This is a genomic window from Synechococcus sp. R5-13, from assembly GCF_047462015.1.
In the GTDB taxonomy this organism is placed as follows: domain Bacteria; phylum Cyanobacteriota; class Cyanobacteriia; order Thermostichales; family Thermostichaceae; genus Thermostichus.
In genome coordinates, this window is sequence record NZ_JANSIL010000080.1 from 1 (window position 1) to 23,563 (window position 23,563).

Annotated in this window: 19 protein-coding genes and 1 tRNA gene; 11 read left to right on the plus strand and 9 right to left on the minus strand. The window is 58.3% G+C overall.

What is annotated here, in order from left to right:
- Positions 1–495: 495 nt before the first annotated feature.
- The 3 genes from NW840_RS06670 (at position 496) to NW840_RS06680 (ending at position 2,900) form a co-directional block, all read left to right on the plus strand.
- Entirely contained in the window at positions 496–1,428 is a 933-nt protein-coding gene (locus tag NW840_RS06670) for a COX15/CtaA family protein (protein WP_414329307.1), read from the plus strand.
- A gap of 53 nt (positions 1,429–1,481) precedes the next feature.
- Positions 1,482–2,474: a heme o synthase gene (locus tag NW840_RS06675; protein WP_414343262.1), complete on the plus strand. Its 993-nt coding sequence runs from the start codon at positions 1,482–1,484 to the stop codon at positions 2,472–2,474.
- Positions 2,475–2,621: 147 nt separating this feature from the next.
- Positions 2,622–2,900, plus strand: coding sequence for a hypothetical protein (locus NW840_RS06680; RefSeq protein ID WP_414343242.1), 279 nt, complete (start codon positions 2,622–2,624; stop codon positions 2,898–2,900).
- 461 nt (positions 2,901–3,361) lie between these two features.
- Here NW840_RS06680 and NW840_RS06685 read toward each other — a convergent pair.
- Positions 3,362–3,434: transfer RNA gene (locus NW840_RS06685), tRNA-Ala, on the minus strand.
- A 262-nt stretch (positions 3,435–3,696) separates the two neighbouring features.
- On the opposite strand from NW840_RS06685, the gene sppA reads away from it, so the two are divergent.
- The 4 genes from sppA (at position 3,697) to pheA (ending at position 7,606) form a co-directional block, all read left to right on the plus strand.
- The gene (gene sppA, locus NW840_RS06690) at positions 3,697–4,734 is read left to right on the plus strand and encodes a signal peptide peptidase SppA (protein WP_414343244.1); all 1,038 of its coding nucleotides are present in this window, start codon (positions 3,697–3,699) and stop codon (positions 4,732–4,734) included.
- Between the two features lie 44 nt (positions 4,735–4,778).
- Positions 4,779–6,053: an alanine racemase gene (alr, locus tag NW840_RS06695; protein WP_414343246.1), complete on the plus strand. Its 1,275-nt coding sequence runs from the start codon at positions 4,779–4,781 to the stop codon at positions 6,051–6,053.
- 184 nt (positions 6,054–6,237) lie between these two features.
- On the plus strand, positions 6,238–6,606 hold the full coding sequence (locus tag NW840_RS06700) for a late competence development ComFB family protein (protein WP_414330167.1): 369 nt from the start codon (positions 6,238–6,240) through the stop codon (positions 6,604–6,606).
- A gap of 13 nt (positions 6,607–6,619) precedes the next feature.
- Positions 6,620–7,606, plus strand: coding sequence for a prephenate dehydratase (gene pheA, locus NW840_RS06705; RefSeq protein WP_414343247.1), 987 nt, complete (start codon positions 6,620–6,622; stop codon positions 7,604–7,606).
- A 256-nt stretch (positions 7,607–7,862) separates the two neighbouring features.
- Here pheA and NW840_RS06710 read toward each other — a convergent pair whose 3' ends face one another.
- Positions 7,863–8,720 carry a sulfite exporter TauE/SafE family protein gene (locus NW840_RS06710; RefSeq protein WP_414343249.1) on the minus strand — a complete coding sequence of 286 codons (858 nt, stop codon included), beginning with the start codon at positions 8,718–8,720 and terminating at the stop codon, positions 7,863–7,865.
- A 342-nt stretch (positions 8,721–9,062) separates the two neighbouring features.
- Here NW840_RS06710 and NW840_RS06715 point away from each other — a divergent pair, with 342 nt between their 5' ends.
- Positions 9,063–10,781 (plus strand): transglutaminase domain-containing protein, encoded by a 1,719-nt coding sequence (locus NW840_RS06715; protein WP_414343250.1) that lies wholly within the window; start codon positions 9,063–9,065, stop codon positions 10,779–10,781.
- 32 nt (positions 10,782–10,813) lie between these two features.
- The gene (locus NW840_RS06720; RefSeq protein WP_414343252.1) at positions 10,814–11,041 is read left to right on the plus strand and encodes a Uma2 family endonuclease; all 228 of its coding nucleotides are present in this window, start codon (positions 10,814–10,816) and stop codon (positions 11,039–11,041) included.
- 339 nt (positions 11,042–11,380) lie between these two features.
- Here NW840_RS06720 and NW840_RS06725 read toward each other — a convergent pair whose 3' ends face one another.
- Both NW840_RS06725 and NW840_RS06730 read right to left on the minus strand, forming a co-directional pair.
- Positions 11,381–12,445, minus strand: a complete 1,065-nt coding sequence (locus NW840_RS06725; RefSeq protein ID WP_414343254.1) for a Gfo/Idh/MocA family oxidoreductase — start codon at positions 12,443–12,445, stop codon at positions 11,381–11,383.
- 109 nt (positions 12,446–12,554) lie between these two features.
- Positions 12,555–14,132 carry a phospholipid carrier-dependent glycosyltransferase gene (locus NW840_RS06730; RefSeq protein ID WP_414343255.1) on the minus strand — a complete coding sequence of 526 codons (1,578 nt, stop codon included), beginning with the start codon at positions 14,130–14,132 and terminating at the stop codon, positions 12,555–12,557.
- Positions 14,133–14,346: 214 nt separating this feature from the next.
- Here NW840_RS06730 and ilvB point away from each other — a divergent pair, with 214 nt between their 5' ends.
- Positions 14,347–16,143 (plus strand): biosynthetic-type acetolactate synthase large subunit, encoded by a 1,797-nt coding sequence (ilvB, locus tag NW840_RS06735; RefSeq protein WP_414343257.1) that lies wholly within the window; start codon positions 14,347–14,349, stop codon positions 16,141–16,143.
- Between the two features lie 297 nt (positions 16,144–16,440).
- Here the strand turns inward: ilvB and NW840_RS06740 are convergent, their stop codons facing one another.
- The 4 genes from NW840_RS06740 to NW840_RS06755 all read right to left on the minus strand — a co-directional run bounded on the left by NW840_RS06740 (position 16,441) and on the right by NW840_RS06755 (position 21,100).
- Complete coding sequence (locus NW840_RS06740) at positions 16,441–18,048, minus strand: glycoside hydrolase family 57 protein (protein ID WP_414330234.1); 1,608 nt, start codon at positions 18,046–18,048, stop codon at positions 16,441–16,443.
- 159 nt (positions 18,049–18,207) lie between these two features.
- Positions 18,208–19,683, minus strand: a complete 1,476-nt coding sequence (glgA, locus tag NW840_RS06745; RefSeq protein WP_011432291.1) for a glycogen synthase GlgA — start codon at positions 19,681–19,683, stop codon at positions 18,208–18,210.
- A 545-nt stretch (positions 19,684–20,228) separates the two neighbouring features.
- Complete coding sequence (locus NW840_RS06750) at positions 20,229–20,654, minus strand: DUF2996 domain-containing protein (protein WP_011432290.1); 426 nt, start codon at positions 20,652–20,654, stop codon at positions 20,229–20,231.
- 80 nt (positions 20,655–20,734) lie between these two features.
- Entirely contained in the window at positions 20,735–21,100 is a 366-nt protein-coding gene (locus NW840_RS06755; protein ID WP_414343259.1) for an NAD(P)H-quinone oxidoreductase subunit M, read from the minus strand.
- A 114-nt stretch (positions 21,101–21,214) separates the two neighbouring features.
- On the opposite strand from NW840_RS06755, the gene NW840_RS06760 reads away from it, so the two are divergent.
- A complete protein-coding gene (locus NW840_RS06760; protein WP_414330230.1) occupies positions 21,215–22,303 on the plus strand; it encodes a radical SAM/SPASM domain-containing protein in 1,089 nt (362 codons plus the stop codon).
- Positions 22,304–22,398: 95 nt separating this feature from the next.
- Here the strand turns inward: NW840_RS06760 and ylqF are convergent, their stop codons facing one another.
- Positions 22,399–23,250 carry a ribosome biogenesis GTPase YlqF gene (gene ylqF / locus NW840_RS06765; protein ID WP_414343260.1) on the minus strand — a complete coding sequence of 284 codons (852 nt, stop codon included), beginning with the start codon at positions 23,248–23,250 and terminating at the stop codon, positions 22,399–22,401.
- Positions 23,251–23,563: the final 313 nt, after the last annotated feature.

Consider the following 23,563-nt stretch of genomic DNA (forward strand, 5'->3'; position numbering starts at 1 on the left):
AGCAGAGCAGGCTCAGGGCTACTGAAAGCCCGCTCCGTACCGCTTAGCGGTCGGAGTCGGGTAGTTTACGCATTGTAGTCATTCCAAACGAGATTGAGACACTCCCGCTGCCGCCCAAACGCTTCGCGCCGCTGCCGCGACCCCTCTCCCAGGGGGAAAAGGATTGGTCTGCTGGCTTGACTTCCCAGAGGTGCCTAGGATTCGGAACACCTGTGCGCCGAGAAAGAAATTCTTAAAAAGCCTTCGCCAGCCACAAAACCGCATTTAGGATTGGCTTCGAGGAATAGTCAGCGAGTAACCTGCGTCTTTGTTTCCAGATGGCCTGATACCAAGCCGGCTAGGCTTTTTTAGCCCAGCCTCTTTTTCAGTGCAGATGCTCGAGCCGTCAGCCCAGTCTTTGCTATGCCTTCAACTGCAATGGATTCTTCGATCTTTCATCAATCCCAACCTTCTTCCCAGCGGAATCCTGTGCTCTCAGACAAGCTTTCCCTGCGTATGGGACAAGCCCTACTGGGGTTAGCATTGGCCACTTGGCTGCTGATGGGGTTAGGCAGTGCCACCCGCGTCATGAATGCTGGGCTGTCCTGTCCAGATTGGCCCCTTTGCTACGGGGCAATTGTGCCCAGCCAGCAGATGAACCTACAAGTCTTTTTGGAATGGTTTCACCGCATGGTGGCTTCTGGGGTAGGCTTGGCTACGCTGGTTCTGATGGGGTTTGCTTGGCTGAAGCGTCAGGCATTGCCCACTTGGCTGCCCTGGGGTTTGAGCTGGGCTTTTGTTCTGGTCTTGATGCAAGGGATCCTGGGTGGGCTGACGGTCACGGAGCTGCTGCGCTTTGATATTGTGACGGCCCACTTGGGCACGGGCCTGCTGTTTTTTGCCACTTTGCTCACCCTGGGATTACTGATCTGGACAAGAGCCGGTTCTAAGGACTCCATCCTGCCGCTGCGACTGGGTGAAGGGCCATTTTCCGTCGGCTACTTGCCTTGGCTGGGCTTGGGGGCGGTGCTGCTGGTGTATGTCCAGAGCCTTCTGGGCGCCTTGGTGGCCTCCCAATGGGCTTTGCATCAATGCTTTGCTGCCGGCGAGCTGTGCTGGGTGATGAATAGCCACTTGCTGGGGGTTGCTCCGGCCACCCTTGGGGTGTTGGCGGTAGCGGTGGCCACCGGGCTGCGGCGCAAGCGGATCCCCCGCCTTCTCAAGTTCTTGGGCCATGGGTCTGTTGGCCTGCTGTTGGCCCAGGTGGGGATCGGTGTTTTGACCTATCATTACCGGCTGCAGGTAGAACCCCTAACGGTGGCCCATCAGATGATGGGGGCAGCTTTGCTGGCCTGTCTGCTGGGTTTTACGGTGCTGGCCTGGCGAATGCGAACCCAGGGGGAAGAAGGCCAGTGGATGGCCATGACCGCAGAAATGACCGGTGAGTGAATTTCATGCAAGATAGCGTTTTAGTCGACCGTCAGGCTTCCTACCAGAACCCGATGGGGGGGATCCCCTCTGAGCAGAGCCCATGTGCTCTGGGGTGCGAGCGCCAGGCGCTTGTCCAGGTTTTGCGCAGCTACAGCCAGTTGGTGAAGCCCAAGATCATCGCCCTCTTGCTGATGACGACGGCTGGGGCCATGTGGATGGCAGGCAACACCGACCCGTTCAGGTTTTTCATCACCCTTTTGGGGGGAGGAATGGCGGCGGCGGCAGCCAACGTCATCAACATGGTGTATGACACCGATATCGATCGGATGATGGAGCGAACCCGCCATCGTCCCCTGCCTTCCGGTCGAATCCGGGCGCGGGATGCTCTGATTTTTTCGGGGATCCTGGCTTTGGCTGCCTTTGGGTTGTTGGCTATTTTCACCAACCTGCTGGCTGCCGGTTTGGCCATGTCGGGGATCCTGGTGTATGTGGGGGTCTATACCCACTGGCTGAAGCGTTCCAGCACGCAAAATATTGTCATCGGTGGAGCGGCAGGAGCGATCCCACCTTTGGTGGGCTGGGCAGCAACCACAGGCGAGCTCAGCTGGGCCGCGTGGGTGATGTTCGCCATCATCTTTTTGTGGACTCCACCCCACTTCTGGGCTTTGGCCATTCTGAAGCGGGAAGACTATGCCCGTGCCGGGGTGCCGATGCTGCCGGTGGTCGCGGGCGAAAGACTCACTGCCGCACAGATTTTGCTCTACGCGCTGCTGATGGTTCCGGTCAGCCTGTTGCTGGTTTACCCCTTAGGGATGCTGGGATCCTTTTATCTGAGCGTCGCGGCGCTGCTGGGATCCCTCTTGGTTTGGAAGGCGGTGCAGTTGCTGCAGGATCCCTGCAATCGAGATCGGGCGGCCTCGCTCTTCACGTTTGCCAACCTGTATCTGCTGCTGCTCTGTGGAGCCATGGGTCTGGATAGGTGGTCGTTGACCCACACCCTCTGGAGCCAGGCCACTGCGTCCCTCCAAGGGATTTACACCACCCTCATAGCGCTGGCCAGCTGACTTGCGCGAATGGGGGATCCCTGGGTTGATAACCCCCGTTGGCCAGCCGGTTTTTCCTCAAAATTGCGGCCCATTCTCAGAGAGTGACACTCCATACCGTGCAGGGTAGAATGAGCTGATCATTAGCCAAGCAAGACACACCCGGCCATGACCAATGAGGAAATTGAGACGCGGTTTGTCCAGTTGGCCGAAGCTGTGACCAGGGTGGCCAATACAGTTGCCCAGGTTACCGATGCTCAGCTTGCCTTGCAGACCCTTTCAGGGCGTCTCGCTGAGGTTGTCCTGGAATTGCGGCAGGAAGTGCGGGAATTGCGGCAGGAGCTGAGAGAATTGAGGCAGCGGCAGGCTGAATCGGATCAACGCTTTGAGGTTCTCCTTCAGGAAATCCGCTTCTTAATCCGCCGTCAGGGAGAGGGGCAAGCGTGAGTTGGGAAATCGCCTGGTGGAAGCCCCTGAGATAGGTCAGGATCCTCTCCGTGGAAAGGATGAAAACAGCGGAGGATCCCTTGCTGCCTAAGGTTTGCTCCCAAGCAGAATACTTTCATTATTTCAAACAGCAATGAAACGGCTTGCTGCGTCGATCCCTAACTCCCCTCTCTCAGGGGGAGAGAAGCCGGAGGTGAGGGAAGGCCGCCTTACAGGAGAGGAGTTGGGGGTAGATTTTGCCGAGCCTTTGTGGACACTTAAGAAGCCCAGAAGCCTTGCTGGATAGGACTGTCTGGGCTTGGGGAGATGTTGCTGAACCGTTTCGCAACGCATAGTCACTTATCTCACCGTCAAGGTGAAACAAACAACCGCTTGCTTCCTGCTAAGGCCTCCGGCCCGCTAGCGCAAGCAGTAGAAATAGATGGTAATAGAAGCCACGACTGCTATCGGCCCTCTGGGGATGGAGCTTAGCGGACTTGAACCGCTGACCCCTTCAATGCCATTGAAGTGCTCTACCAACTGAGCTAAAGCCCCAATCACTTGGCTTCGAGCCAGAATCCCGCTCAAGGATCCTACCCTCTACTCCAGCTTACACTGGCAACCTGCAGAAGATGCCTCAGCGGTAAAAAACGCTGGAACCTGATCGTAAATAAGTGGAGGATCCTTGTCAATAGCTTGGATGGCTCAACCGGGGGGAAGCAACAGTGGGGTTTGCTCGGCCCTCAGCCTTTTGTTGCCCGGCATCCCAGGAAGCCCGCGGGGTGGTAGAACGGAGTCAGTGGCAATTGAGGGGCCTGTGACACAAGAAACTCAGCTTAACCGCATTTTGGCGGCTTCTTTGCTGGTCGTCTGCCTTATTGCGGCCATTGTCGGGGGCACGCGCCCTGCCTCAGAGCCTACCCGAGGCGGGGTTGGCCTAGAGGCCGCACGGGGGGCGGATCGCATCGAGGTGGTCACCCTGGAAGGAACGATAGGCGGCCCAGGGGGTTCGACTTTGGTAGGCCTGCCCACTTCTCCTGTGGAACAGTTGCGGGAGGCAGCACGGGATCCCTCTGTCAAGGCTGTATTGCTGCGCATCAACAGTCCCGGCGGAGCTGTGGGATCCAGCCAGGAACTCTACCGTGCCGTAACTGCTCTGCACGAGGCGGACAAGCCGGTGATCGCTATCCTAGAAAACATTGCTGCCAGTGGGGGGTACTACGTGGCCAGCGCTGCCGACAAAATCTATGCCAACCCCGGCACCCTGACCGGCAGCATAGGGGTTATCATCAGCGGCCTCAGCTTTGGTAAGCTGCTGGAAAACTACGGGATAGAGCCGCAGACCTTCAAAACCGGCGAGTACAAAGACCTTCTCTCTCCTTTCCGCAGTGCCACTCCTCAAGAGCAGCGCCTTCTGCAAAACTTGGTGGAGGATACCCTCGAGCAGTTCATTCGCGATGTGGCCCAAGGACGCCAGCACTTGCCAGAGAAGGCAGATGAGGTGCTGGAGGCGGAGATGATCGCGCGGCGGCAGAGCTTGGATGAAGCCCGGGTGCGACAGTTGGCCGATGGGCGCATCTTCACCGGGGCACAGGCTGTGGAGGTGGGCTTGGTGGATGCTTTGGGGGGCTACACCGAAGCGGTGGAGGATCTGCGGCGCATGACCGGGGATCCCTCTTTGTCGCCGGCGGGTGAGGGAGAGGGCTTCCAACGAGTACTGCGACGCCTGTTAAGCCAAGGACTGTCCTCGCAAAGGCAAGCCGCTTGGCTGGGCCGGCTGTTGGAGAGCAACGAGGCTGTTGGGATCCCAGACGTGCCGTTGCTGTGGATGGCGCCGGAGTGGACTTTGCGCTAAACCTAAATCTAATCAGGACGGGTTTTGGGTGTGGGGGGTGAACGGTGAATCGAGAACCGGTCGCGCCGGCGGCGCAGGGCACTTTGAGAGCAGCTGCTCTGGGAGTGCAGGGCAATACTTGGAGAGAGGGATCCCAGAAGGCCAATTCCTTGGCGGAGCTGGATTGGGCCATCGACCTGGAGCTGTTGACCAGTCGGGCTTGGGTGGAAATTGACGCAGCCCAGCTGCGAGAAAACTTGCGGCTGTTGCAGAGGCGCCTAGGCTCAAACGTCGAGATCTGGGCGGTGGTGAAGGCCAATGCCTACGGGCATGGGGCGCAGTTGGTGGCTCCCGTGGCTGTTGCGGCTGGTGCCAAGGGGCTGTGTGTGGCCACCCTGGCCGAAGGGATCGAGTTGCGGCAAACGGGGCTGCAGGCTCCGATTCTGGTGTTGGGAGCTTTGAATACCTGGGCAGAACTACAGCAGGCCATGGCAGCCCGGTTGGAGGTCAGCCTCACCTGTGCAGAGCAAATCCCGCTGATGCGCCAGGTAGCCCGTTGGGCCGGGCGCCCCGTCCCGGTGCATGTCAATGTGGATACGGGTATGACCCGTTTGGGGATCCCCTGGAAGGAAGCTGCAGCCGTGTGGGGGCAGATTTGTCGGATCCCGGAGCTGGAAGGCTGTAGCTTGTTTTCCCATTTGGCGACGGCGGACGAGCCCCATTCTCCAGTCATGGAACAGCAGCACGCCCGCTTTGCCCAGGTGGTGGAACAGATCCGCCAAGCCGGGGATCCCTTACCGGCGCTGCATCTGGATAACTCAGCCGGTGCTTTAACCCATCTCCACTACTCCCGTGTGCGTTTGGGGTTGGTCCTCTATGGCCTGTCCCCTGCCCCTCACTTGCCGGTGCCAGGTCTGCAGCCAATTCTGCGGCTCAAGGCGCGGCTGTCCCACATCCAAACTGTGCCTGCTCAAACTGGCGTGAGCTATGGGCATCGCTACATCACCTCTCGCCCCAGTCGCATTGCCACTCTGGCCATCGGCTATGCGGATGGGATCCCACGGCGGCTTTCCGGCTGGCTGCGAGGATGGGTGCGCGGCGGCTTGATCCAACAGGTGGGCACAATCACGATGGATCAATGTATGTGGGATGTAACCGAGAGGCCGGATATCCAGGTGGGGGATGTGGTGGAGCTGCTGGGCCCCAATCTGGCAAATGCGGGTTTATCTGTGCAGGATTGGGCCGATCAGTTGGGTACTATTTCCTATGAGTTGCTGTGTGGACTTTCTGCCCGTCTGCCAAGAGTGTTGGTTAATTCTCTGGGTTTTGATGATGCCTGACACGACAGATTGGATTGCCTCAAGCACGGATAGGAGCGGGCCAGAGGCTGTTCGCGTCGGCAGCAGAGGGCTTGACTTGACGTGTCAACAGAGAGTAGAGCAGCATCGAAGGTAATCGAGAGCACTCCTGCTCCCTGAAAGACAGGGACTTGGCGGCGGATTCGGTTCCCATTGGGAGGTAGCGATGGCGGAGCAACATAAGCCTCTGAAGAGCCTGGAAAATCAAATGGAACGGGCTGTTCTGGAGATGGTCAATGAAATCCTGCTGATGGAGAGTCAACAGCGCTACTGCTTCTGCGAGAAATTCTGTAACGATGCTGCCGCCCTGGCTTTGAACAACCTCCAGCCTCGATACGCCACCAGTTTTCACGGCTCTCTCCGAACTTTAGAAGCCATTCAAGCGGATCAGGAGTTGCAGAGGCTGATCCGGTTGGAGGTGGTGAAGGCCATGGACAAGGTGGCGGCCAATCCCCGTTGCCCGGAGCCTGAATGTCCTTTGCTGCTGCGCGACGCCGAGACGATAGAGTTAGAACTGGCCCCTAGCGACAATTGAAGGAATGGCTCTGATGGAGCTGCGCTCCGCTGGCGCGAACGTTTCCCCTTCGCCGGTGGCCTTTCTTGGCCCTGCTGGAACCTACACAGAGTTGGCAGCTTTGCTGGCCTGCCCTGAGCAGCCTCACCTGCACAGCCAGGGATCCCACCCCTTAGTGCCTTATCCAACGATCAGCGCCTGTCTAGAGGCGGTAGCTGTCGGCCAGCAACAATGGGCGGTGGTGCCGGTGGAAAACTCGGTGGAGGGGGGGGTCTCGATGACCTTAGACGCCCTCTGGCAACTGGAGGGGCTAGGGATCCGGCAGGCGCTGATCCTGCCCATTCGCCATGCCCTCATCGGACGTGCCTCGCGGTTGGAGCAAATTGAGCAGGTCTACTCCCACCCGCAAGCTTTGGCCCAATGTCAGGCTTGGCTGAGATCCCATCTGCCCCAGGCCACTTTGATCCCAACCCGCTCGACCACCGAAGAATTGGATCGCCTGCAGGAGCAGCCCAGCGCCGCCGTCATCGCCTCAGAACGAGCTGCCACCCTCTACCAACTGCCGGTCTTGGCCTGCCCGATCAACGATCACCCCGACAATTGCACTCGCTTTTGGGTTATTGGCCGTGCGCCGCTCTCGCGTTCCGGTCAACAGGGTGAAACCTCTGCCGATCCTGCTTCTCCGGGGGGATCCCATACTTCCTTAGCCTTCAGCCTCCCCCACAATGTGCCGGGAGCGCTGCTGAAACCTCTGCAAGTGTTTGCGGAGCGAGGTTTAAACATGTCCCGTATTGAGTCGCGCCCCACCAAAAAATCGGCAGGGACGTATGTCTTTTTTGTCGATCTGGAGAATCCTGTTGGCCAACCCTATTTGGATGCCGAGGTGGTTGCGGCGCTGGAATCAATTGCTGAAACCTTGAAGCTCTTCGGCAGCTACCCTGTGCATGACCTCTGCAAACAAGGGGATCTATCCCAAGTAGCAAAAGCCCTGCCCTCTGAGGGGAAAGCGCGTCCAGCGTAGCCAAGTCTTTCAAACCGTTGAATCCATCTGAGTCATCAGGCCCGAAAGCTGGGAGCGACACCCGATAGAGTCATTTCAGGTTAGGGTGAGACGCCTGGGCTGCTGATCGCGCCAGCGGGACGGAGTCCTTGAAAAGCCTTCTGGATCAGTGCATGCAACATTTTGGGTTTGAGTTCAGTGTCCCAGTTTAAATCCAAATGACCGTAGCTTGGAACCAGGACTGCTGTCCCGAGCACTGGGGCAGACCAGGATCACTTCACAGAGCTCGGTAGCTTTGCCAAGCTTGCCAAAAAATGTAGAGAGAAAGGATGGTCAGAAAGCCCCGAAACAGCAGTCCGACGGTTTCATCGGGCAATTTGGGCAGGGTGCGTGTGCTGATCTGTACACCGATTAACCCCCCTGTCCCCAAGATTAAACCTGGGATCCAGAGCACATTTTGGTGGATGGTGCCGTCCCCGAACCCCAGGCCATTCCAGATCCAATCGCTGAGGCCCGCATGGCTGGCAGTGGCAGCAACTGCTGTGATCACAATGGCCCCCAGACTGGTCTGAATCGCCACTTTGATTGTCTCTTTCAGCAGCAGGATCTGCATTGGCACCAGGATCACCCCACCGCCGATGCCAAACAGCCCGGCCAACAAACCGGCAGTGCCGCCGGTCAGGGCGCGGGCTAGCCAGGGAGACATCTGCCCTGAGGACTCCGTCCCGCTGAGGTGCTCGGCACCGCTGACGTCAGCCCCCAATTCTTGGGCCTGGATAACCACCTTTTTGTTGAGTTGCACCAGGTAAGTGTTGGCCAGCAGCAACACTCCAAACGCTGCCAACAGCAGATAGCTGGGAAGGCGACTGGCGATAATTGCTCCTACTTGAGCCGTAAGCAACGCTGGGATCCCCAGCAGGATCACCCGTTTCAAATCAAGCATGCCCATCCGCCAGTTTTGGATGCTGCCCGCAATCGAGGTCATAACAATGGAAAGATTGCTGGTGGCTGCAGCTTGAACCGGTGGGATCCCCAAGCTGACCTGTAAGGGCACCAGGATCACGCCACCGCCAATGCCCAGCACCCCGGCCAGGATCCCTGCCACCAGGCCGCCAATTGCCAAGGCCAACTCCATCCCCTACCACTCCCCACCGCTGCTCTATCTTGCTGGCCAAAAAGCCGCCATCATCGTAACATTCTCCAGTCCTGGCAAGACTAGCAGGGATACATCGGTCGAGAAGCCTTGGGTGTGGGGTTGAAAAGAGGCGCATCATAATAATGTTGGACAGTAAATATTGGACAGTCGTACCGCCTTGGTGCAGATCGCGCCAGCATGTCAACTTCATCCATAGGCAAGGAAGCCTTCATGGTTGCCATCCATCCGGCAAATGATCTGGGTGCTCTGAAAAATCTAGGTTCCACGGCAAGAGGATCCCAGCCTGCTTGGTGGCCTCCATCTGGGCGGCAACAGGGAACTGTGGCCCCTCTGCAACCTCTGGGGCTGGTTGCTTTGGAAGGTTTGGCCACCTGGGGAGATCGCCTGTTGGGCTTGGATCGGGTGAGGGGCTATTTGGTGGAAATTCAAGAGCACAACACCCTGCTGCTCAATCCCCATCATGTCCATTCTTTCCAAGGCGCTTACGGTTTGTGGGTAGAGTCAGAAGGGGATCAAGCGTGGATTTGGCTCAGTCGGGAGCAAGAGGGGCAAATCTTGCGCATTCCCATGTCCGCTCTGCAGCAACCGGGATCCCTGGAAGCCTTTCCAGTGTGTAGGTGCCCCTACCCTATCGAAGGGATCGCCCTCTGGAGCGATCCCCACACGGGAAACCGCTACCTCTATGCCACCTGCTACCGACGGGAAAAAATCCTGCAACTGGATCCCAGCCGTGGCCTTATTGTGCAGGAGATGCCTGCCCCTGGGGTTGGCCGAGAACAGATTGCGGTGCAGGGAGACTACCTCTGGGTGAGCGATCGGGTGGAAGAGACGATCTACGTGCTGGAGCGCCAGACCGGGCGAGAACTGGCCCGTATCCTCACCCCTTCTCCTGGGCCAACAGGCTTGGCCCATTGGCGGGGGCAACTCTGGGTGGCCTATGCCCACGAAGAAGCCTACATCCACGACAACCCCAACGCTCCAGATCCCTTGTCGGTGGCCCTGCGCGATAAAACCTGGGTGGCCCCCCTACGCCTGCGGCCTTTGGATCCCCCTAGCTCCCCCGACCCCTCTGGCGGCAGTGGAACCGAGGCCGAGGATTCCCCCATTGCCTGTCCGGTAGTTTTTCAGCCCCAGTGTCTGGGGGAACGCGCCACCTACACCCTCTCCCACGGCTATCGGGTGGAGCTGACCTATGTGGAAGAAATTGCCCAAGAAGAGCCGCGCTTCCTGCCCGATTTGGTCTGGCGAATTGCCTTGCCCTGCAACAGCCTTCGCCAACGGGTGCGCAGCCTGCACTGGGTAGGTCTGCCGTTTGAAGTGGAAGAGCAATCTGGCCAACAGGTGGCGGTGTTTTCGCTGGGATCCCTGGGGGCCCATGAGGTGCGCTTGTTTGGCTGGCGGGCGGTGCTGGATCTCTACAGTATCAAGTACTGCATCGATCCACTGGATGTAGAGGCTGCCGTTTTGCCCAGGGAGCTGCGGGATCGCTACTTGGTGGACGATGACTACCTGGCCATGGACACCTCGATTGTCCGAGAGGCAGCGCGGCTGGCCGTTGGCAGCGAGACCAACCTGCTGCGCAAAATGCTCAATATCCGGGCCTATGTTTACGACAAGCTCTCCTACCGGGTCACCTCTCGCATTGATCCGCCGGATGAGGTTTTGCGGCGTGGCTCCGGTTCTTGTGGCGAATATGTGGGGGTGCTGTTGGCTTTGGCCCGCCTCAATGGAATCCCTTGCCGCACGGTGGGGCGCTACAAATGTCCTCCCCATCCAGAACTGAAAGGGATCCCGCTGTTTCCCCAGTACAACCACGTGTGGATTGAGTTTTATCTGCCCGGCTGGGGTTGGGTGCCGATGGAGTCGAACCCCGACGATCGGGGGGAGCGCCCCTATTCGCAGCGCTACTTCATGGGCTTGCCCTGGACCCATGCCGAGATCGCCAAAGGGATCCCTTTCGAGACGATCAACACCGACCAAGCCTCAATTGGGGAGCTGGCCATTAACCATGTGCAGTTTCGCATCTTAGAAGAAATTTGAAAGGCGAATAGAGTGAGAAAACGGGCCTGAGATTGGCCAACACTGCTCCGGGAGTGATTTTTGCCGAAGATAACAATGTGGCTCCTGATGTGGTGTGGGTAAGCCGCTCTCGACTGAGAACAGCGTTAGGGGCGGATGGCAAACTCCACAGTGTCCCAGAATCGGCGGTAGGAGTGCTGAGCCCTGGAGCTCGCAATATTGGCCAAGATAAGCAAACTAAGCTCAAGCTTTACAGTCGGCTTGGGCTACAGGAGTATTGAGTGGTGGACTGGCAACAGCAACAAGTGGAAGTCTACCGGCGTCAGCAAAGGCAGTTGGTGTTGATCAAAACTTGCTTGGGAAAGATGAATTGGACTCGAATTGGACTCGCCGTTGCTGCCGGGGCTTGCGTGCCCGATTTCACAGCTGTGGATGCCACCTCTTGCCTGAGTCTGGTGGGAGCCCCATTGCTCGCTCGAAAAGCTGCCACCCGAATGGGGAGCTGTCAATAGAGCTGCACTCCGCGGGCGCGAATGTCGCTTTTTCTTCCCCAGCCTGATGCTGGAATGGCTATGGGCCAACAACAGGGCTCTGCCCCCATCTGGGGCTTGCGTTAAAGACTAGGATAGGAGACTACGGCGGGGCTTGGCTTCGCTCCAGGCACATCCATCCAAAGCAATCCGCTCTACCTCCGAGGCCAGCCTCAATGCTTTCAGGGCCTGTTCCCCACCCACAGAAGGTTGGTTGCCCCCCCGCACGCAATTGATGAAGTGCTCCAGTTCGGCATGCAGCTTGTCGATATTGTCGGTGTGGACTTTCTCAATCAAACAATCCCGCTGGTAGGGCATTTGGCCGTAGTCGCTGGTGCTGCCGACGGATCCCTGGCGGTACACCGAGATCTCATTGTGTAGAAAATCTGCTTCTACCAAGGCATTCTTGCAGTGGACGGCAATTTTGCGCACCTTGCGGTGGGTGACCTTGCTGGCAGTGAGGGTGGCGATGGCACCGTTGGCAAAAGTGAGAGTAGCCGTGACGTAGTCCAGGTAGCCCAGCTTGGAGATGCGGTTGCCGCTGGCGGTAATCTGGGTCACGGGCGACGGGATCAGCTCCAGCAACAGATCGATGTCGTGGATCATCAAGTCGAATACCACCGACACATCGCTGGCGCGGTCGGAATAGGGGCTGAGACGGTGAGCCTCGAAAGCCAGAGGTTCTTCACTTTGCAAGACTTGGCCCAGCTTTTGGAAAACAGGGCTGAAGCGCTCGATGTGCCCCACCTGCAAAATACAATTGCAATCGGCAGCTCGGTTCACCAGCGATTCTGCTTCGCTGATGCTGGCAGCGATGGGCTTTTCGATCAGCACATGTACCCCGGCCTCCAGGCAGGCCATACCCACCTCGTGGTGCAGAACCGTCGGCACGGCAATGGCCACGGCAGCTACATGGGGCAGCAGATCGCGGTAGTCCTCATAGAAATGAATGCGGTGGCGGCTGGCCACATCCAATCCCCGTTCCACGTTGATATCCGCTACCCCCACGACCCGCACATCCTTCATCAGGCTGAAAACGCGGGTGTGGTGCTGGCCCATGTTGCCTACCCCGATCACCCCAACCGGGACAGCTTGCTCTGGGTAAGCCAGTGGACGGCGGGGAGAGTTGGCAGAACTCGGGCAAGATCGGGCCATGACGTTTCCACTACCTCCACCACAAGGGTTTCGCGAACCTCGCTCCATCTTTCGGTAACGGAGCGCCGCATTTCACGAAACAAACTTCACAAAGCTTACCATGCCTCCCTTAGATCCAGTTCAAGCCGGGGATGGGCGGCAGGTGCAGCGGGGGCTGTTGGCAGGATTGGGGGCTGAAACAGAACAGCGGCACCGGGCTAGAGCGAAACCACATGCGGGCGTAGAATCCGCTTGGACTGAGGGGCAGGCCAAGCCAAACGGGGAAAAAGAAGACAAAGGACGCCAAAACCAGGGCCACCGCCGTGATGCTCGCCCCGCGCCAAAAGCGGCGATAGCTCTGCCAGCCCAGCAGCACCAACCAAGCCAGGGCTAGGGTGCTAAACGCCAGAGCGCTCATGTAGTGGTAGATAAAAACGCAGCGGCTGACCCTAAACCAAGGCAGGTAATTGGCCGCATAGCCAATCAAAATGAAGGCTTCGAGACCGTGAAAGTGGCGGATCCCTCGCCAGACAAGCACCAAGATGGATCCCGTGCCCAGCCACCACAGCCAAGGATTGCCCAAGCCATGCACAGCTTGCCAGAGGTTGCCCTGACTGCTGAAGTAGTAGGCCACGGGGCGGCCCAGAATTGGCCAGGACCAAGCTCCTGCCGAGGCCAAGGGCGTAGTCAGCCAAGGACGCAAAGCCGGGAACCAAGCCACCAGGGATCGCAAGCTGGTGGAGCAGTAGGGGTGAACAGGGGTCTCTTCGTTCACCACCAGGTGGGCTGCCATGTGGCCGCCGTAGATGGATTGGTTGATGAGCACCAGGGATCGGAAATAATTCTGGATGCCCGTCCAGCTCCAATCCAGAGTTAGTCCCTGCTGGGGATTCAGTTGCAGGTGCGGGATCCACTGAATGGCATAAAAGGCCAGCGGAGCGAGGACGAAGCAGAACGCATAGTGCCACCAGCGCAGATGACGAATCTGGCTCAAAATGCCCAACCGTGGGATCCACTGCGGGCGCAGCCAGACCACCCCCCAGACGAGGATCCCCAACAGAGCAAACATGAAGGTAAACCAGAGGCCATTCCACTTCACCGAAGCTGCCGCCCCCAACAGGATCCCGGAGCAAGCAAAGTGAGCAGCCCGTCGCCAACCTTGGTTTTCTAGACCTCTGAGCAATAGAATGGTCGCTGCCAGCCCAAAGGCTACCAGATACACGTTGATCAGGCCAAAGCGGGATTCCACCAGAAACACCCCATCGGTCAGCAGCAAAACCCCGCTCAACAGGGCAAAGCCCACGTGGTAGGTGAGGCGGTAGGCTAAACCGGTCAGCAACAGAGGGATCAGGGATCCGCAAAAAGCAGTGGCGAAGCGGAATCCCCACTCGTTGCGGCCAAACACCTGAATGCTAAGGGCAATGAAGTACTTGCCCAAGGGGGGATGCACATCGTAAAAAGGCTTGCCATCCAGGTAGTTCTGGGCAAACTCCGGGAAGTACACCTCATCGAACACAGGTGCCGGGAACTCGTCCAGCCGCCACAGGCGCAACCCCAGACCCACCAGAAAGATCCCCAGCGCTCCCCATACCAGCCACTGTCGGGATCCCACAGCGCTGTGCGGGGATCCGAGGATGGGCACAGCTAGCAGCAAGCTGCCCTGAGACCGCTCCGGCCCGGGGTCAATGGGGGTTGGCTCTCCAGTCATGGATAGGGCACTCTCAACACTCCGGCGAGGATCCCCAGGGATCCCCAGTGTTACTTTAGCCGACCGTGAAAGCCTAAGCGATTCCAAAGCAAACCACTGCTAGACTGTAGAATTGAATACAAAGTTGGCCAACTTCTGGCCAGTACCCTGTCTGCGCTGGCGCTCCTGAGAGCGGGCGTTTGACGTTCGGTCATCTCAGTGGGGAGGAGACACCGTGGCGACTGGTGGATATGCGTTGGTGGACAGCCTGCACCGGCATGGGGTGCAACACATCTTTGGCTATCCGGGGGGAGCCATCCTCCCCATCTACGACGAGCTGTACAAAGCCGAGTCTCAGGGGCTGCTCAAACATTACCTGGTACGCCACGAACAAGCGGCTGCCCACGCCGCCGACGGATATGCTCGCGCCACTGGCAAGGTGGGGGTGTGTTTTGCTACCTCTGGCCCAGGGGCGACCAACCTGGTGACGGGCATCGCCAACGCCATGATGGACTCTGTACCCATGGTGGTCATCACTGGGCAGGTACCTCGCCATCTGATTGGCACCGACGGCTTCCAGGAGACGGACATCTTTGGCATCACCCTGCCCATTGTGAAGCACTCCTACGTGGTACGGGATCCGCGCCAAATGTCTCGGATCGTGGCAGAGGCTTTTCACATTGCCGGGACAGGGCGGCCCGGGCCGGTGCTGATCGACATCCCCAAAGATGTGGGCCTGGAAGAGTTTGACTATCAACCCGTCAGCGAGATCAACATCCCCGGCTACAAGCCCACCGTGCGTGGCAACCCACGGCAAATCCACACAGCGGCCAAGCTGATCCTGCAGGCCAAGCGGCCCTTGCTGTATGTGGGAGGTGGGGCGATCATCTCCGGTGCCCACGCCGAAATTGCCGAGCTGGCCCACACCTATCGGATCCCGGTGACCACCACCCTCATGGGCAAAGGGGCTTTCGATGAGAACGATCCCCTGTCGGTGGGGATGCTGGGCATGCACGGCACGGCCTATGCCAACTTCGCCGTCACCGAGTGCGACCTGCTCATTGCGGTGGGAGCCCGCTTCGACGACCGCGTAACCGGCAAGCTAGATGAATTTGCCAAGCACGCCAAAGTCATTCACATCGACATCGACCCAGCCGAGGTGGGCAAAAACCGTGCGCCCGATGTGCCGATTGTAGGGGATGTGCGCACTGTTCTGGTGGAGATGCTGGCTCAACTGAGCAAAATGCCTTCTACTCCAGGCCTAACTCAGGCCTGGCTGGATCGGATCGAGCGCTGGAAGCGGGACTATCCCCTGCAGGTGCCCAGCTACGAAGGCGTGATTGCCCCCCAACAGGTGATCGATGCCTTTCGTCGTCATGCTCCCCACGCCTACTACACCACCGATGTTGGCCAGCATCAGATGTGGGCGGCGCAGTTTCTGCGCAACGGGCCGCGCCAATGGATCTCCAGTTCTGGGCTGGGCACCATGGGCTACGGGTTCCCCGCGGCGATGGGAGTCAAGGTAGCCCTGCCTCACGAAGAAGTCATCTGCATCAGTGGCGATGCCAGCTTCCAGATGAACATGCAAGAGCTGGGCACAGTGGCTCAGTACGGCATTGCCACCAAAGTGGCCATCATCAACAACGGCTGGCAGGGCATGGTGCGGCAGTGGCAGCAGGCCTTCCACGGCGAGCGCTACTCCCACTCGGATATGTCTCCCGGAATGCCGGATTTTGTCAAGCTGGCCGAGGCTTTTGGGGTAAAAGGGATCCGCGTCGATCACCCCGATCAACTGGAAGATGCCATCCAGGAGATCCTCAAGCACGAGGGGCCGGTAGTGGCCGACTTTGTGGTCAAGCGGGACGAAAACTGCTACCCGATGGTGCCTGCCGGCAAAGCTAACTATCAGATGATCGGGCTGCCGGAGAAGCGGCAACTGGAACAAGCCGCCGAGCTGATCTACTGCCCCAATTGCGGCACCAAAAACCCCACCCTGCACAAGTTTTGCGCCGAGTGCGGCACCAAGCTCTAGAACCGACGGCCTGACCATTCGGCTGGGGAAGGCGGGCCCCAGCAGCAGGGAGTCTTCGGGGATATCGGGGCTACTGAACAAGCCAGATTAAAACGCTCCCTGAGCGCTCTGCGAGGCCAACACGAGCGACTCCTGCCCCTTTCCCAAAAGGAGAGGAAGGTTGGGATCAGCGCAACGAACGGAGGATCCCTCCTGCCCTGGGGTAGTTCGATCCCCTCAAGGAGGGTAGCCGGAAACTTCTGCCTCTGGTGTCTCTGGCGGTCGGAAGCAGGCACCCTCCAGACCTGCCCAACCGGCTTAGAGGGGTCGGTAAACCCGGTAGTTGATATTGGGGAAGATGTTGTCCATGTATTCCACCTTGGCCAGCCACTGCTCCTCTTCAGGGGTGGCTTTTTCTCGCCGAAACTGACCCTCTTTGATCTTCTCGTAGAGGTGGTTGAAGCGCAGCAGATGGGACTTGGTGCGGCGCACTGCATAGGGAACCATCGTCCCCGTGCGCATGATAAAAGCCCAGTCAGACGATTGAGCCAGTAGCAATTCTCGCGCCGCCTGGTTCAAGGCCCGCCATTCTAGGTCATCGGCAGGCTCGCGACGGCTCAGCTCGATCATCCGCTCGGTGGCCTTGTGCAGGTGGGGGTAGATCCAGGCGTTGGTGGGGTTGAGCCAGTACTCGTGGAAGCCGCGCGCCCCCCAACTGGACTGGGCAGGTTTGCACACCTGCTGGGTGGGGTTCTCCCGCAGGTACTCCGCCAGGTGAGTCATGCGGTAGGTGTTTTGGTCGAAGTAGCTCTTGCGGATGAGAAAATCCAAAAACCAAGGGCCCTCGTACCACCAGTGGCCGAACAACTCCGCATCGTAGGGGGCCACCACCAGCGGCGGGCGGCCCATGACGCTGTACAAATATTCGATTTGCCGCTGGCGGTTGAACATAAAGTTGCCCGCATGCTCTGCCGCTTTCTCCCGCGCCCAATAGGGGTCGTAAAGCTGCTTTTGCCCCAGGTCCAGGTTGCGCCCGGTGATGCGGTGGTACTTGATGCCGGTGTTTTTCCGCTGGCCGTTGGGCATGATGTAAGGCTTGATGTACTCGTAGTCGGCCTCATACCCTAGGTCTTTGTAGAACTCGCGGTAAACCGGATCCCCTGGATAGCCCACCTCTGCCGACCACACCTGCTGCGAAGACTCGTGATCCCGCCCGAAAACGGCGACGCCGGTCTCGGTAAAAATAGGGGCGTACATGCCGTAACGAGGCCGGGGCTTGGCGTAGAGAAGACCATGGGCGTCGGTGATCATGTAGCGCAGGCCGGCATCGGCAATCATCCGCTCCAGCCCTTGGTAGTAGGCGCATTCCGGCAGCCAGATCCCCCGCGGCCATTGGCCAAAGTGCTCGTTGTAGTGCTCACAAGCTACAATCAACTGCGCCCAGACTGCCTGCGGGTACATCTGCATCAAGGGCAGGTAGCCGTGGGTAGCCCCACAGGTGATGATCTCCAGGTTGCCGCTGTCTTGAAACTGCTTAAAAGCTCGCACCAGATCCCGGTCGTAGCGCTCCCAGAGATCCCGCACCATGGCAAACTGCTTGATGTAGTGCTCCGCCAGGTAGCGAATGTGGCCGTTGGTGGCGTTTTTGTCGTACTCCAGCTGGGCCAGCTCTTCCAATTTGGTTAGGTAGTGGTCGTAGCGCTCCTGCAGCAAGGGATCCCGCAGCATCGACACCAAGGGCGGCGTCAGGGACATGGTGAAGCGAAAGTCGATGCCATCTCGCTGTAGCCCCTCGAACATGTGCAGCAGCGGCACATAGGTCTCCGTGATGGCTTCGTAGAGCCATTCTTCCTCCAGCACAAAGTCTTGCTCAGGGTGGCGCACAAACGGCAGGTGCGCGTGGAGTACCAAGGCGAGATAACCCATGGCAGCCGGGGATCCTTACAGACAGGGAAAGATAACGGAGCAGACTTGCCCTTCTCAGCAGCAAATCTGTAGAGAAGGTTAAGCCCAAGATTGCTACCTATCGTCCAGCATTTCGTCCTTGGGGTCAAGAGCTGGGATCGCTGGGGATCGCTGTTGGGCTCAGCGGTGACGAATGAAGTCGTAGATCTCCAGATACTCCTTGCCAGGATAGTTCCAGGAGTAGTCGTAGCTCATGCCTTGAATCTGCAGTTGACGGAACTGGTCAGGAGCGGTGTACCAAAGGTCGATGGCCCGATCCAGAGCCGACTCCAAAGCAGCTGGATCTGTGTGATAAAAGACGTAGCCGTTGCGTTGCTCGGGCAATTTGTGGGGATCGTAGTCGCGGTCGAAGACGGTATCCACCAGGCCACCCACTCCTCTCACCACCGGAACTGTGCCATACTTCAAGCCAATCATCTGAGTGAGTCCACAGGGTTCGTAGTGGCTGGGCACTACGATGATGTCTGCCCCCGCATAGATAAGGTGGGAAAGTTCTTCGTTAAAGCCCAACTCAATGTGAACATCGGGGTTGTTGTTGAGGTAGCTTTTCTCGTGGGCAAACCAAGCGCCGATCCCTCGCTCTGTAGCGGATCCCAGCAGAACAAATTGGGCATTTTTGAACAGGGAGCGGTAGATGGCATGATGCACCAAATGCACGCCCTTTTGCTCGTCCAATCGCCCGATATAGGCCACGATAGGCTTGTCAACATCCTGCAGTAGCAGCCGATCCCGCAGAGCTTTTTTGTTTTTAGCTTTATTTTCCAGCGTTTGAGCAGTGTAGCGCACGGGGATAAAGCGGTCGATCTCCGGGTTCCAAATGTCGTAATCGATGCCATTCAAAACGCCGCGAAACTTGTGCCGGTGCAAGTAGAGGGTATGGCCAAGTCCATAGCCGTAGTCGCCAAATTGCACCTCCAGCGCGTGATTGGGAGAGACCGTAGTGACAAAGTTGGAAAAAACAATTCCCCCCTTCATAAAGTTGAGAGAAAAGGGGTTGAAGTTATCGCGCAAACGGTCGTAGTGGAAGTAGTAGGGTTCGCGGTTGAGGCCGGTAGCCCAAAGAATCTCTGGGCCGCCAAAGCCTTGGTGTTTGAAGTTGTGAATGGTGTAGCACACCCGCTGGTTTCCCATGCCGTGGTACTTGTAGATCTCAAACAGCAGCACCGGTACCAACCCTGTCTGCCAGTCGTGGCAATGGATGATGTCGGGGCGCTTGTTGCTTTGTAGGAGAAACTCTAGAGCCGCCTTGCTGAAAAAAGCAAAACGCATGTTGTCATCCGGGCAGCCGTAATAACACCCGCGATTAAAGAAGTTGTCTCCTGAGTGAGGCTCAATAAAAAAGCAAAGGCGGCCATGCACCCAGCCGCAGTACACCGAGCAGTGAATGGCTCCCCCGTACCAGGGCACCCAGAGATCGCGATAGGCGTCGTGCAAACCCCAGATCTGGTCGTAGCGCATCGTGTCGTACTTGGGCAAAACCAGCTCGACACAGTGGCCCCGCACCTCCAGCTCGCGGCTGAGGCCGTACACCACATCCCCCAGTCCCCCCGCCTTGATAACCGGGGCGCATTCAGACGCAATCTGCACGATGTACATTTCGAGACCTCCCGTAGCACCGCCTTAGCCTTCTTTACAAACGATAATCTTTTTGGCCTCGACAGAACATCCCTCCCAATGGCAAGGGATCCCTGCACTGGGGAACAACCTCTGGGCCGACCGGGTTCGAGCCCCAGCTGCGCCGTTTGCCGGGGATCCTGATCTACGAGAGCAGCCCTCTGGGCAATTATGGGCATTTCGATTCAAACTAGAAACGTTGAATGCACGGGGCCAGAAGGCTTTTCAAGGACTCCGTCCCGCTGGCGCGATCAGTAGCCCAGGCCTCTCACCCTAACCTGAAACGCGACTATGGACGGCTGATCCCGCTGGGGCGGTACCGTTCTTCGAGCCAAGTGCGCAGCTCATCTTCCGGGAAGGCGGCAGCCAAGGTGCCCGTTCTGGGATCGTGGGCATGCCAAAGAACATGGCCGGATGGATCCTGGCTTTACGGTAACTGCAGCCGGCTGCACCTCCCCTCGTCTCTTGCGAGCAGGCTTACTCTCTCCGGCTAGGGGTAGCCAGGGATCCTTCAAGGTCACGCGAACTCAATACCACTGCTGAGCGTAAAGGCGCTGCACCAAATAAAACACGAATAGGTTGACATCCACGCGCCGCTCGTCGATCATAAAAGACTCGATGGTGCTGGCCGGGGATCCTTCGGTGGTACAGCGGAAGAACTTGCGGCCATTCAAGGATCCCTCAGCAAACAGCACGCTAAATTGCTTCTTGCCTCCTGCAAACGCGCCGACCAGCGTCTTGCCTTCCAGGCGCAGCTCCAGATCGCTGACTCCGCGCTTTTGAAAAGCCGCAATGGCTGCCGGGATCACCTCTTCCGTGATCTGTTGCTCGAAGGGCTTTTCTTCCTTAGCAACTTTTTTCGCAGCGGCTTTGGGGGAATCCTCAGCAGCAGGCTTGGCAGCTTCAGCGGGTTTCTCGGCAGCAGCGGCCTCGGGGGTGGGTTCTCCAGACATGGGGAAACGCTCCGACAATCAGATGGGTAAAAGCCTTAGATGCAGAACAATCAAAAACTCTGTCCAGAACCGGCAAAGAGCTAGCCCTTGGGGATGTATTGGCCGACAATTTCTTCAGCAGGGATCTGGGGAAAGCCCATGCTGAAGTTGGGGGCACGCCCCTGCAGGTTATAGGCGATCTCCCCTTGCTTGAGCAGGGAGCGGATGAAATGTTCCAGGTCAGACCCAATGCGGCGGATATTGTACTCGGTCAAGTCTCGCCCCCGGTATTCTTCCACCAACTCTTCGAAACGGGCATAGACCTTTTGCAGGGCAGCATCAGTCCAGACCAGCTCGTTGTCCGGATCCACATCGAGGGTAAACAGGTCGTTGCGGGGCACGAAGTTGTTGTCTGCAGTAACTTCACCGGCAAAGATATGGACGTGGCGAGTGGTGCATTTCAGCATTGCGATGGCTCCGCTCCGGATCTAACCTAATAAACAGCGTATCACTACCTAGCGCTTGTGGGGGATCCGCTATTTGCCCTCGACTTGTTCCGGCCCTCTCTATGTCTGCTGTTAATGTCTGCTGTTATTCCCCAACTGGAACGCCTGCACATAGAGGTGACCAACGTTTGCAACTTTAAGTGCGAGTTTTGTCCAGATGGGATCATGCAACGGCGGCGGGGGCACATGGAGCCCGCGCTGCTGGAGCAGATTTTGGAGGAAGTAGCGGCAACAGGGCTGGCCCGCGTGATGGCTTTTCACCTGATGGGGGAGCCGCTGCTCTACCCATACCTTTTCGAGGGTATTCGCAGGGCCGCTGAGCTTGGCCTTCGCCTGCACCTGACCAGCAACGGCAGCACCTTTGCCCTCTGGCCGGAGCACATTGAAAAGCTGAACCGCAGCCCCTTTGCTAAGCTAACCATTTCCCTGCAAACTCCCGATCCAGTCACCTTCAGCATTCGCGGAGCACCTCCCCGCCTCACGCCGGAGCGCTACTTTGCTGGGATTACCCAATTTCTGCAGGTGCACTTGCGCTCCTCCAGCCCTACGCAGGTGCATCTCAAATTCCTGGATACTAGCCCCCACCCGTTTTTGGTGCCGCATAAGGCTCTTTCGGTGATCGATTCTGCACAGCAGATGCGCGCTCAGCTCTCGGCTTGGGCCAGACGAGCTTTGCAAGGGATCCCGGATGCACCGGCTCTCGATTGGGTAGAAGCCCAGATTGCTACTTACCGACCGGGCCGCTGGCAGCAGATCCGCATCCATCCCCGCTTGGTTTTGGAAACGTTTCCCTTGGACAGTTGGGGCAACGTGGAGACAGACCGGGTAATCCCAGCTCGCTGGGGATACTGCAATGGCGCTTCCGGTCAGGCGGGGATCCTCTACGACGGCACGGTGGTGCCCTGTTGCAAGGACTATGAAGGGCAAATCCCGCTGGGGCAAGTGACGCTGGGGGGATCCCTGGCCGAGATTTTGCGGGGCCAACCGGCCTGTGCGCTGCGGCGGGGGTTCAATCGTCTGCAGGTGAACCATCCCGTTTGCCAGCGCTGTATGGGTGGAGACACTTGCATCAAAGCCTTGGCCAGACAAGTGGGTTCCGTTGTCTACTTCAAGGTGTATCGGCCTTGGAAACAGAGGCTGGATCCCGGTTGGGGACAAGTGTAGACAGTTTCGGGAAAAGTCAACGCCCCACAGCAGCGGTTTCCCTGCCGTGGGCATAGCAACAACGTGACTTTCTTTCGTGATTTCTTCTAAGGGGCTCAAGCCTTGGGAGGGAGTTCCAAGGCCAGCGGCCCCAGCAAGCCCTTGCGGTAGTCGTTGAGAACTTGCCGTGCCGCCCGCTGGGGATCCCCTTGATACCGCCGCTCGGCCAACTCCTGCACTGCGGCACCACCGGGAGGGATCGGATCCGGCCAACCGTAGCGCTTTTGCAAGAGAGATCCGGCTTGGGGCTGCACCCTCAGCACTTGATCCAAAAAGTGGGCCGCCACCCGTTCGGGATCGTAGGCCGCTTCGCCGATGTCATCGCAGATGGCCAATAGAGAGGCCGCCTGTTGATCCGGCAGAGAGGGCGGTAGGATGCCCGGCGAGTCCAACAGATCCAACTCTCCCCCCAGCCGCACCCACCGCAGTTGCCGCGTCACCCCAGGACGTGCTGCGCTCTCAGCTGCCCGCCGCCCCAACAGTCGATTCAGCAAAGCAGATTTGCCCACATTGGGAAAGCCCACCACCACCGCCCGAACGGCCCGCGGTCGCATTCCCCGCTGTTGACGCCGCATATTGACCGATTGCCCCAGTTGCAAGACCGCCTGCTTGAGGCGATTCACCCCTTCTCCTGAGCGGCCATTGGTGGGATAGACAGGGATCCCTTGCCGTAAAAAATACTCCTGCCAAGCTTTCAGATCCCCAGCCTCAATGCAGTCCGCCCTGTTCAGAGCCAGGAGGCGAGGTTTTTCCCCCAGCCACCGGCCCAGCTCAGGATGACGACTGGCCAACGGGATCCGCGCATCCAACACCTCGATGACTGCATCCACCCGCTGCAACTCTTCCCGCAACTGGCCAATTGCCTTGGCAATATGGCCGGGATACCACTGGATGGCCGGAGAACTCATGCCGCCAGAACCCTAGAAGTGGACAGCAGAAATCAACAGTGGGATCCAATCTAGCCCGATTCCCCAAAAGAGGCTCGACCTGCCGGCTGAAGTAGCCAATAATACAACGTGAGTGCCGCTGGGATCCCTTTCCTGGGCAACCTAATGTTTAACCAAAGGGGGTGCGGGGGCAACAAGCCCCGCGCTCTACCCGCAGGGTTAGCGTCGGGATACATGGATCCCTGCATGCTATACCATTATCTTTTTTAGGTTGTGTTGATCTTTCATTTGAGCCAAAAGAGAGCACTGACGAGATAGAGAAAACTCAAGAAGT

What these genes read in the sequence shown, in the direction of transcription:
- NW840_RS06670 (WP_414329307.1), top strand. Translation starts at nt 496, where the DNA reads ATGGGACAAGCCCTACTGGGGTTAGCATTGGCCACTTGGCTGCTGATG.
- NW840_RS06675 (WP_414343262.1), top strand. Translation starts at nt 1,482, where the DNA reads ATGGGGGGGATCCCCTCTGAGCAGAGCCCATGTGCTCTGGGGTGCGAG.
- NW840_RS06680 (WP_414343242.1), top strand. Translation starts at nt 2,622, where the DNA reads ATGACCAATGAGGAAATTGAGACGCGGTTTGTCCAGTTGGCCGAAGCT.
- NW840_RS06700 (WP_414330167.1), top strand. Translation starts at nt 6,238, where the DNA reads ATGGCGGAGCAACATAAGCCTCTGAAGAGCCTGGAAAATCAAATGGAA.
- pheA (WP_414343247.1), top strand. Translation starts at nt 6,620, where the DNA reads ATGGAGCTGCGCTCCGCTGGCGCGAACGTTTCCCCTTCGCCGGTGGCC.
- NW840_RS06710 (WP_414343249.1), bottom strand. Translation starts at nt 8,720, where the DNA reads ATGGAGTTGGCCTTGGCAATTGGCGGCCTGGTGGCAGGGATCCTGGCC.
- NW840_RS06725 (WP_414343254.1), bottom strand. Translation starts at nt 12,445, where the DNA reads ATGGCCCGATCTTGCCCGAGTTCTGCCAACTCTCCCCGCCGTCCACTG.
- NW840_RS06730 (WP_414343255.1), bottom strand. Translation starts at nt 14,132, where the DNA reads ATGACTGGAGAGCCAACCCCCATTGACCCCGGGCCGGAGCGGTCTCAG.
- NW840_RS06740 (WP_414330234.1), bottom strand. Translation starts at nt 18,048, where the DNA reads ATGGGTTATCTCGCCTTGGTACTCCACGCGCACCTGCCGTTTGTGCGC.
- glgA (WP_011432291.1), bottom strand. Translation starts at nt 19,683, where the DNA reads ATGTACATCGTGCAGATTGCGTCTGAATGCGCCCCGGTTATCAAGGCG.
- NW840_RS06750 (WP_011432290.1), bottom strand. Translation starts at nt 20,654, where the DNA reads ATGTCTGGAGAACCCACCCCCGAGGCCGCTGCTGCCGAGAAACCCGCT.
- NW840_RS06755 (WP_414343259.1), bottom strand. Translation starts at nt 21,100, where the DNA reads ATGCTGAAATGCACCACTCGCCACGTCCATATCTTTGCCGGTGAAGTT.
- NW840_RS06760 (WP_414330230.1), top strand. Translation starts at nt 21,215, where the DNA reads ATGTCTGCTGTTATTCCCCAACTGGAACGCCTGCACATAGAGGTGACC.
- ylqF (WP_414343260.1), bottom strand. Translation starts at nt 23,250, where the DNA reads ATGAGTTCTCCGGCCATCCAGTGGTATCCCGGCCATATTGCCAAGGCA.